The following is an 8810-nucleotide window of genomic DNA, read 5'->3' on the forward strand; positions in this document are numbered from 1 at the left end:
AGATGATGTAAGATTACCGGGCACACATCCAAAGGGGTGTGTGCCCTTTATAAAATAAGATGGAGGACGGGAAATTATGATATTTGAAAAAGAAGGAAGCCTTTATTACCAGTTTGATAACGAAACTGTACGTGTGGATGCCTGGGGAAAAAATGCAGTTCGTGTGCGCTCAACAAAAAATGCTGTTTTTACAGAGCATAATTGGGCATTGGCAGCTGAAGATCGATGTGCAGGGAAAATTGAGGTTTTTGATGATGTGAATGCCAGTGGTACGGTTTATGCTAATATGTACAGCGGCAAAAATGAATCCTTTGGAGCGCTTACAAATGGGAAGATAGCTGCAGTTATTAACGCAGACGGTGTTCTCTCGTTTTATAATCAAGAGAAAAAGCTCCTGATAAAGGAGCATTGGAGAAGGTTGAAGGATACTCCAAGTATGCCTCTGAACATTATGGGAAGAGAATTTAAAACGGCAGCAGGCGATAATTTCCGGCTTATAGCAAGATTTATTGGAAACGATGAAGAAAAGATTTTCGGCATGGGTCAGTATCAGCAGAAATATATGAATATGAAAGGCTGCATTCTGGAGCTTGCCCAGAGAAATTCCCAGGTAAGTGTTCCTTTTTATGTATCAAATATCGGCTATGGATTTTTATGGAATAATCCGGCAGTGGGCAAGGTTACTTTTGGTATAAATGGGACTGAATGGATTGCAGAAAGCACCAAAGAACTGGATTATCTGGTAATTGCGGGGGATACGCCGGCGGAGATAGAAGAGGATTATATGGAACTGACAGGGAAGGCGCCTATGATGCCGGAATACGGAATGGGATTCTGGCAGTGTAAGCTCCGTTATCAGACGCAGGAACAGCTTCTTAATGTTGCAAGAAAATATAAGGAACTGGAACTTCCCCTTGATGTGATAGTAGCTGACTTTTTCCATTGGACCCAGCAGGGAGAGTATAAATTTGATCCCAAATACTGGCCTGATGTACCGGGAATGTGCAAAGAACTGGATGAAATGGGCGTAAAGCTTATGGTATCCGTATGGCCTACAGTGGATTATCGTTCGGAAAATTTCCGGGAAATGCTGGAGAAAGGTTATCTTGTACGCACGGAAAATGGAGTGCGCATTTCCATGACTTGTTTTGGACAGGAGCTGTTTTTTGATGCTACCAATCCTGAGGCCAGAGCCTTTGTATGGAGTAAAATTAAACAGAACTACTGGGACAATGGGGCAAAGCTGTATTGGCTGGATGTGGCGGAACCGGAGTACACCACCTATGATTATACCAATTACAGGTATCAGCTGGGCAGTGTTATGGAAGTTGGAAATATATATCCAAGAATGTATACACAGGGATTTTATGAAGGAATGAAATCAGAAGGGGATGATATGCCCCTTAACCTGGTAAGATCTGCATGGGCTGGAAGTGCAAAATACGGTGCGCTCGTCTGGTCAGGAGATATAGACAGTACCTTCGAATGCTTTAACAGACAGGTGAGGGCGGGACTATCTATGGCTATGGCCGGAATTCCCTGGTGGACAACCGATATCGGCGGCTTCCATGGGGCCAGGACGGACGATCCTACGTTCCGTAAACTGTTAATCAGATGGTTTGAATATGCCTGCTTCTGTCCCGTAATGAGACTGCATGGAAACAGAGAGCCGCAGAGCGGATTTGCAGGTGACATGGTATCAGGAATTGGACTTTTTGGTACGGGGGCCGATAATGAAGTATGGAGCTTTGGTGATGAAGCCTTTGAAATCTGCAGAAAGTATATGAATCTCAGAGAACAGCTCCGTCCCTATATAAGAGAACAGATGAAGCTTACTCATGAAAAAGGAACGCCGGTAATGCGTCCTTTGTTCTATGACTTTTCACAGGACGAAAATACCTGGAATGTGGATGATTCTTACATGTTTGGTCCTGATTTACTGGTTTCTCCTGTTATGGAAGAGGATGCAAGTGAAAGAAAGGTCTACCTGCCGGCCGGATACAGCTGGAAGGAAGCATATACACAGAAGGTGTACGATGGAGGTCAGTGGGTAAATGCTGCTGCGCCTATTGATGTAATACCGGTATTTGTGAAAGAAGGAAGTGATCTGATAATTACTTTTTGAGGACTTTCACTGTGAATACTGTCCGTAATCCGATATAATTGAACCCGGAGATATTTTTTCAGGCAGCCCTGCCGGATTCGGAGGGCTGCCATCACACATTTTTGTAGCGGGAGGAACTGGTATGGCAGATAAACATACCGTGACAAAAAAATATAAATCAATGGGAAAGCTTACCCTTCAGGTGTTAATTCCTGTCATGGTCCTGTTTCTTGGCATAATTTCAGTTATGTTTCAGAGCATGCTTGAGGCAAGACAGCTGGTATATCGTTATATAGAGGATACGGCAAGGCTTTATGTAGAACAGATAAATACGGATATTGTTAAAATAAATTATGAAGTAATTACGCTTGTAAATAAAAATGAAAAGAACTATTCCCTTCTGGAAGAATCGCGGCCGGACAACAGCAAATATTTTCCTTATTTAACCGATATTATGGAGCAGAACCGTAATCTGAAAATCCGTTATAAGGAACCTTGCTGTTTTTATCTGTATCTGGATCGTGCGGATATGATGATATTGGACAGCGGGACTATTTTTACGGACAGCCAGGCGGAAGGGGTTAATGAACCCCTGAGAACTGCTCTCAGAGAAAAAAATGGAATAAATACACCGTATTCGGAATGGTCTTTTATTAATGATGGTAAGGAAGATTATGTTTATAGCCGCTATTCAAAAAATGGAATCACCATGGGCTGTGCCATCCGTCTGAATGATTTATTCAGTACATTGCACATAGACAGTCTCGGCTATGAAGGAATTCCATATATACTAAAGGAAAATGGGCAAATTCTTATATCCAGTATGGATAGGGAAAAGGTTGATATGGAGGAACTTAAAGGGGAATTCAGCAAAAAAACAGGATTTCTGTCCAGGCAGGCTGTTTATTCCTTCCCAATCAGTGGAATTATTGGAGATAACAGGAATTTTCATATTTTAATTACACCAACAGGGGGAATTCTTGAAAAAATCATGCGTCTTCAGATTATTCTTGTTATTTTATCTATTGGAATGATTGCGGGCGGCATACTAATGGTTCGGGTTTATTATATGCGTGTTCTAAGGCCAATGAAGCAATTTGTTAATAGCCTGAAGAATACCGAAGAAGAACAGCTGATCAATGAAAACGGTAGCAATAACATCCTGGAACTGGAAATGGCCAGCAAGGAGTTTAAGGGTCTGCTGCGTAAGATAAAGTCTTTGAAAATTGATATTTATGAGAAAGAACTGGAAAGACAAAAGACAGAGCTGGAAGCCGTGCAGGTTCAAATAAAACCACATTTTTACCTGAATTGCCTTAGTCTTATTCATGGAATGGCTGATGTGGATCACGAGGAAAAAATAGTACAGATTACAGAAATGCTTTCCAGTTATATGCGTTATGTGATGAAGGATGCCTTTGAACCCAGGCCGCTGAGAGAGGAACTTGCATTTATCAGGAACTATGTGGAGATACAGCAGCTGAGATATGGCGAGGAGGCATTTTCATTTGATGTGATAATGGATAAAGGAATTGAGGAATATCTGGTTCCTACATTGATAATCCACAATTTTGTGGAGAATGCTATCACTCATGCCGTTTCTCTGGACAATCATGTGGAGATTACACTCTATATTGTAATTGAAAATTATGAGGATGGGGAATATCTCTATATTTGTATCTCGGATACAGGAAAGGGTTTTCCTCCGGATATTCTTGAGGCCATTGAGAGTGATCAAATCATTTATTATGATGGCAGAAAGCATATAGGCATACAGAATTCTGTAAGAAGACTGTATATAATGTATGGGGAAAAGGCTAAAATTACTTTTTCTAATATGGACGAAGGATATGGGGCAATTGTGGAAATCCGGATTCCCGCGCATAATTCAGATGAAATAATAGAAAATAAACAAGGATAATGAAATCACTGGATCACAAAACCGATGATAAGCTCCTGTATATATAGATAACAGGAAGCTTCACCATATTGTGGTCCTTTCGTGTTTCATTGACTATGCCCATAAAGTATTGTAAACTGAATTGTAGCTGTAAACGATTTGAACAGCTGCACTGAATTTATAACAAAAACGGGAGGGCAGACAAATGAAATTTTCAGAAATGCCTTATGAAAGAGTAGATTTCAATAAGGTAGAGGAAGAATTCAAACAGCTGATGAAGGAGTTTGGGGAAGCTGCTACAGGGGAAGGACAGTTTGCCGTACATCAAAAATACTACCGGCTCAGGGATAAGGTGGATACGATGATGACCATTGCGCAGATCCGCCATGACGTGAATACTGCCGATGCTTTTTACAGCGCGGAGCAGGATTACTATGATGAGCAGAGCCCGAAGTACAGCAACATGATCATTGAATATCAGACACTGCTGTATGATTCCCCTTACAGGAAGGAACTGGAGGAGAAAATAGGAGCCGTGGCCTTTAAGAACATGGAGCTTGCCAGAAAATCCATGGATGAGATATTGATTCCCCTGCTCCAGGAAGAAAACGCGCTTACCACCACCTACGAAAAAATTCCGGCGGAGGCCGAATTTGACTGGGATGGGGAAAAAGTAAATATCTCACGGATCAAGGCCTACATGAAGGATACGGATCGAAGCATCCGGAAGAAGGCCTGGGATAAGCTGTCCGCCTTCTTTTTGGAGCATGAGAAGGAGCTGGACGATATCTATGACAAGCTGGTCAAAAACCGCACGGAGCAGGCCCGGAAAATGGGCTATGAGAACTATGTGGAGCTGGGCTATTACCGCATGGGACGTAACTGCTATGATAAGGATGCGGTGGAAGCCTTCCGGAAGCAGGTAAAGGAGGATTTCGTCCCCTTTGTGGAGAAGCTTCATGACAGAAGGAGAGAGCGTCTGGGCCTGGAGAAGCTTTCCTATATTGATGAGGGTGTTTATTTTAAGGATGGTAATCCCAAGCCCACAGGGACACCGGAGGAAATCCTGGCGGCAGGGCAGCGGATGTACAGCGAGCTTTCCGTGGAAACAAAGGAATTCTTTGATTTTATGAGGGAAAATGAGCTGTTTGATGTGCTGGGCCGTAAAAATAAGAGGGTGGGAGGCTACATGACCTATCTTCCCGTATATCAGGCGCCCTTTATTTTTGCCAATTTCAATGGGACCAGCGGGGATGTGGATGTGATCACCCATGAATGCGGACATGCATTCCAGGGGTATCTGTCCGGTAAAGATCCCATCCGCGAGCACAGTGATATTACGATGGAGACGGCGGAATGCCATTCCATGTCCATGGAATTTTTCACGGAAAAATGGATGGACTGGTTTTTCGGAGATAAGGCGGATGCTTACAGGGAAATGCATTTTGAAGATGCGATGATGTTTATTCCCTATGGCTGTATGGTGGATGAGTTCCAGCATATTGTTTACGAAAGCCCTGAGCTGACCCCGGCGGAGAGGAAGGAAGCCTGGAGCAGGCTGGAAAAGGAATATAAGCCTCATCTGGATTACGAAGGAGATCCCTTCTTCGGAAACGGCGGTTTCTGGCAGCAGCAGCACCATATTTACAGCTTCCCCTTCTACTATATTGACTATGTAATTGCACAGACGGTTGCCTTTGAATATAAGCTGTGGATGGATGAGGATTTTGATGCGGCCTGGAAGAGCTATCTGAAGCTGTGCAGGCTGTCCGCTTCGGACTTTTTCACGAACATGATAAAGGATGCGGGGCTGAAGCTTCCCTTTGAGGAAGGCTGTATGAAGGAAATCGCGGAGAAACTGGAAAAGAAGCTGATGAAAGAAGCATAATATTGTATGAATTATATTATCTTGGACCTGGAATGGAATCAGGGGAACGAACAGAGGGAAAAACAGCTGAAGGAGCTGCCGTTTGAAATTATTGAAATCGGTGCGGTGAAATTAAACAGCCGCATGGAAATATGCGACAGCTTCCATGAGCTGATACGGCCGCAGGTTTATAAGGAAATGCATTATATGACAAAGAAGCTCCTCCAGCTTGATATGGATGAGCTTCAGGACGGCCGCGCCTTTCCTGAGGTAATACGCGGTTTCCTTGCCTGGTGCGGGACGGAGGAGTTTATGTTCGGCACCTGGGGGCCGCAGGATTTGACGGAGCTTCAGCGGAATATGAAATATTTCGGTCTGCCGCCGCTCAGTCCCAGGCCCCTGAAGTTCTATGACGTCCAGAAGCTGTTCAGCATTGCCTTTGAGGATAAAAAATCCCGCCGCAATCTGGAATACGCGGTGGATTATCTTGCCTTATCCAAGGATGTCCCGTTCCACAGGGCATTGAGCGACGCCTACTATACGGGCCGGGTGCTGGAAAGGATCAAGGATCCGCAGGTACTGCAGAAGGTTTCCTTTGACGGCTTCAACGTCCCCCATAATAAGAGGGATGAGATTCATATAGTTTTTGATGATTATGCGAAGTATATTTCCAGGGAGTTCAGTGATAAAGGAGAGCTTCTTGCGGATAAAGAGGTGGCTTCCACAAAGTGCTATCTGTGCCACCGCAACCTGAAAAGAAAAATCAGATGGTTTACTCCCAATGGAAAGCATTATTACAGTGTTTCCTATTGTGAGAAGCATGGATACATGAAAGGGAAAATCCGTATCAGGAAGGCGGATGACGATGGGGTTTATGCGGTAAAGACCATGAAGTTCATTTCCGAGGAGGAGGCCGCTGAGATTTTCCAGAAAAAAGAAAGGGCGCGGGAGATACGCAGGATGAAGCGCCATAAAGAGGCAGCAGGGGATGAATAATCCCCTGCTGTTTTAAGTTCGGTGCGTTAACCGGGAGATAGTTAAGATAATTTCAGTCCCGGATAACCAGGCAGAAGGGATGTCCGCCAGGATCGGGCAGCGTAATCCATTTACTGCCGCCATACTGGGCAGCTGCGGGCCTGGCATCCGGACGGACAGCCTTTACCAACGCTTCATGCAGCGCCTTCTTACCTTTAAAGAAAGAATTAATACCCGTCAGGTCCCTTCGTATATCTGTCAAAATCAATGGTACTGGTTTTCCGCCGTTTGCTGCGTTTCAGGCTGATTTTCCGCCTTTTTCCAAAGCTGTAGTTCCTTATGAGGGAAATGACATATATTATCAGGAACAATACCAGAACAGCGATAGCGACGCCAATCAGGATTAGCTTGATATTAATATAGTAAACCTTTCCCGGAGCAACGCTTGGCTTCGTCGTCTTATCGGAAGCGGTTACCTTCTGAGGGACCATTTCAATGGAGGCGCTTCCGACAAAGGTGCCGTTATAGGTAAAATCAATTTTTACCGCAGTCCCCTTTGCGCTGTCGTCATAGTTCAGGCTGGATTCCAAATCCTTATAATCCGCGGTGTTGGGGAGGACAATGATATCCGAGGGATTGATGGTGAGCAGCGGAGAGGAATTTCCAAATACATCGCTGTCCGATTCAAAAAAGCTGTTGTTCCCCACGGCGTATCTGGTGTCCGCTTCTGAGACATTAACCGCGCGGAAATTGCTGAAACCGTAATTAAACAATTCTATGGTATCCGTGTACTGCGCGGGTGATTCTTCCTTCAGGATCACGCATATGAGCTTGAGCCCGTCCTTCTGCGCGCAGGATACAAGGGTCTGCCTGGCTTCGGAGGTATAACCGGTCTTGCTGCCCACAAGGTATTCGTAGGCATAGGTTTTACCGGGATACAGCTGGTTCTTGCTGTGGATATTCATTTCCTGGCTGACGGTTGCAGAAGCGGGGATGGTGTAATTGGCCGTATCTGACATTTTGCACAGCAGGTCATTGGAAAAAAAAGCGCGTGCGATGAGCGCCAGATCATAGGCCGAGGTGTAGTGATTCTCATCAAAGGTTCCATTCGTGGTCACAAAATGGGAATCCCTGCAGCCAAGCTCCCTGGCCCTCTGATTCATCAGATCCACAAAGGCGCCCATGCTTCCGCTGATGTGTTCGCCGATGGCGTTGCCCACCTCATTGGCGGAGCCTACGAGCAGGCCGTATAGCGACTGCTCCATAGTGATCTGCTCTCCCGGCTTAATGCCGATGTTGGAATCCGTCTGCCAGTCAATGCTTGCGACCGCTTCATTGGAGTAGGTTACAATATCGTCAAGGGGACAGTTCTCGATTGCGATCAGGGCAGTCAGGATTTTCGTAACGCTGGCGGGATAGAGCTGATCATGGATATTTTTTTCATAAAGAATGGCCCCGGTATTGGCTTCCATAATTATGGCGGCCTGTGCCCCGATCAGGGGCCCTGCGGGCCAGTTTTCCCACTCATTGGACTGGACGGGAAGCTCTTTGCGGGCTTCTGCCTCCTCTTGAAAGCTGTTGCCGCCGGCAGCAGGCGCCGCTGCCGCAGTCAGGGGAGCGGAAAGAAAAAGTACCGGTAATAAGAGCAGAGAGGACAGAAAACACACAACGCTGCGGCCTGTCCTGATATGGATAAGAGAAGATAACTTCATTAACATCACCTTTATTCCTGCATAAACGGACCGATGGAGCAAAGGGCTGAATTCCGGGCCGCATACAGTTTTTTCCGTGCCGGATAAAAGAAATGCGGCGGGGAAGACAGGCTTACCGCATTTTTTATCTGCTAGTATACATTTTTACCGCTTTCATCATACACTATCCGGCAATAAATTTTAAGGGTTTTAAGGAAAAATTCATAAAGTTTATCCCGCCGGCGCTGCAGTTCCCACCCCATATGTGCTTCA

General features: G+C 45.1%; 5 protein-coding genes. 4 read left to right on the plus strand and 1 reads right to left on the minus strand.

The window, feature by feature from the left end; translation table 11 throughout:
- Positions 1-76 precede the first annotated feature (76 nt).
- The 4 genes from HMPREF1548_RS02105 (at position 77) to HMPREF1548_RS02120 (ending at position 6867) form a co-directional block, all read left to right on the plus strand.
- On the plus strand, positions 77-2125 hold the full coding sequence (locus HMPREF1548_RS02105) for a glycoside hydrolase family 31 protein (RefSeq protein WP_021634032.1): 2049 nt from the start codon (positions 77-79) through the stop codon (positions 2123-2125).
- A 121-nt stretch (positions 2126-2246) separates the two neighbouring features.
- On the plus strand, positions 2247-4025 hold the full coding sequence (locus HMPREF1548_RS02110) for a sensor histidine kinase (RefSeq protein WP_021634033.1): 1779 nt from the start codon (positions 2247-2249) through the stop codon (positions 4023-4025).
- Between the two features lie 184 nt (positions 4026-4209).
- Positions 4210-5892, plus strand: coding sequence for a M3 family oligoendopeptidase (locus HMPREF1548_RS02115; RefSeq protein ID WP_021634034.1), 1683 nt, complete (start codon positions 4210-4212; stop codon positions 5890-5892).
- A 6-nt stretch (positions 5893-5898) separates the two neighbouring features.
- The gene (locus HMPREF1548_RS02120; protein ID WP_021634035.1) at positions 5899-6867 is read left to right on the plus strand and encodes a 3'-5' exonuclease; all 969 of its coding nucleotides are present in this window, start codon (positions 5899-5901) and stop codon (positions 6865-6867) included.
- Positions 6868-7073: 206 nt separating this feature from the next.
- Here HMPREF1548_RS02120 and HMPREF1548_RS02130 read toward each other — a convergent pair whose 3' ends face one another.
- On the minus strand, positions 7074-8564 hold the full coding sequence (locus HMPREF1548_RS02130; protein WP_021634036.1) for a D-alanyl-D-alanine carboxypeptidase family protein: 1491 nt from the start codon (positions 8562-8564) through the stop codon (positions 7074-7076).
- Positions 8565-8810 lie beyond the last annotated feature (246 nt).

The sequence above is a fragment of the Clostridium sp. KLE 1755 genome, from assembly GCF_000466465.2.
Classification (GTDB): Bacteria; Bacillota; Clostridia; order Lachnospirales; family Lachnospiraceae; genus Eisenbergiella; species Eisenbergiella porci.

Bases quoted from the DNA above. Each gene is read 5' to 3' on its own strand.
- HMPREF1548_RS02130 (WP_021634036.1), bottom strand. From the start codon at position 8,564: ATGTTAATGAAGTTATCTTCTCTTATCCATATCAGGACAGGCCGCAGC.
- HMPREF1548_RS02105 (WP_021634032.1), top strand. From the start codon at position 77: ATGATATTTGAAAAAGAAGGAAGCCTTTATTACCAGTTTGATAACGAA.
- HMPREF1548_RS02110 (WP_021634033.1), top strand. From the start codon at position 2,247: ATGGCAGATAAACATACCGTGACAAAAAAATATAAATCAATGGGAAAG.
- HMPREF1548_RS02115 (WP_021634034.1), top strand. From the start codon at position 4,210: ATGAAATTTTCAGAAATGCCTTATGAAAGAGTAGATTTCAATAAGGTA.
- HMPREF1548_RS02120 (WP_021634035.1), top strand. From the start codon at position 5,899: ATGAATTATATTATCTTGGACCTGGAATGGAATCAGGGGAACGAACAG.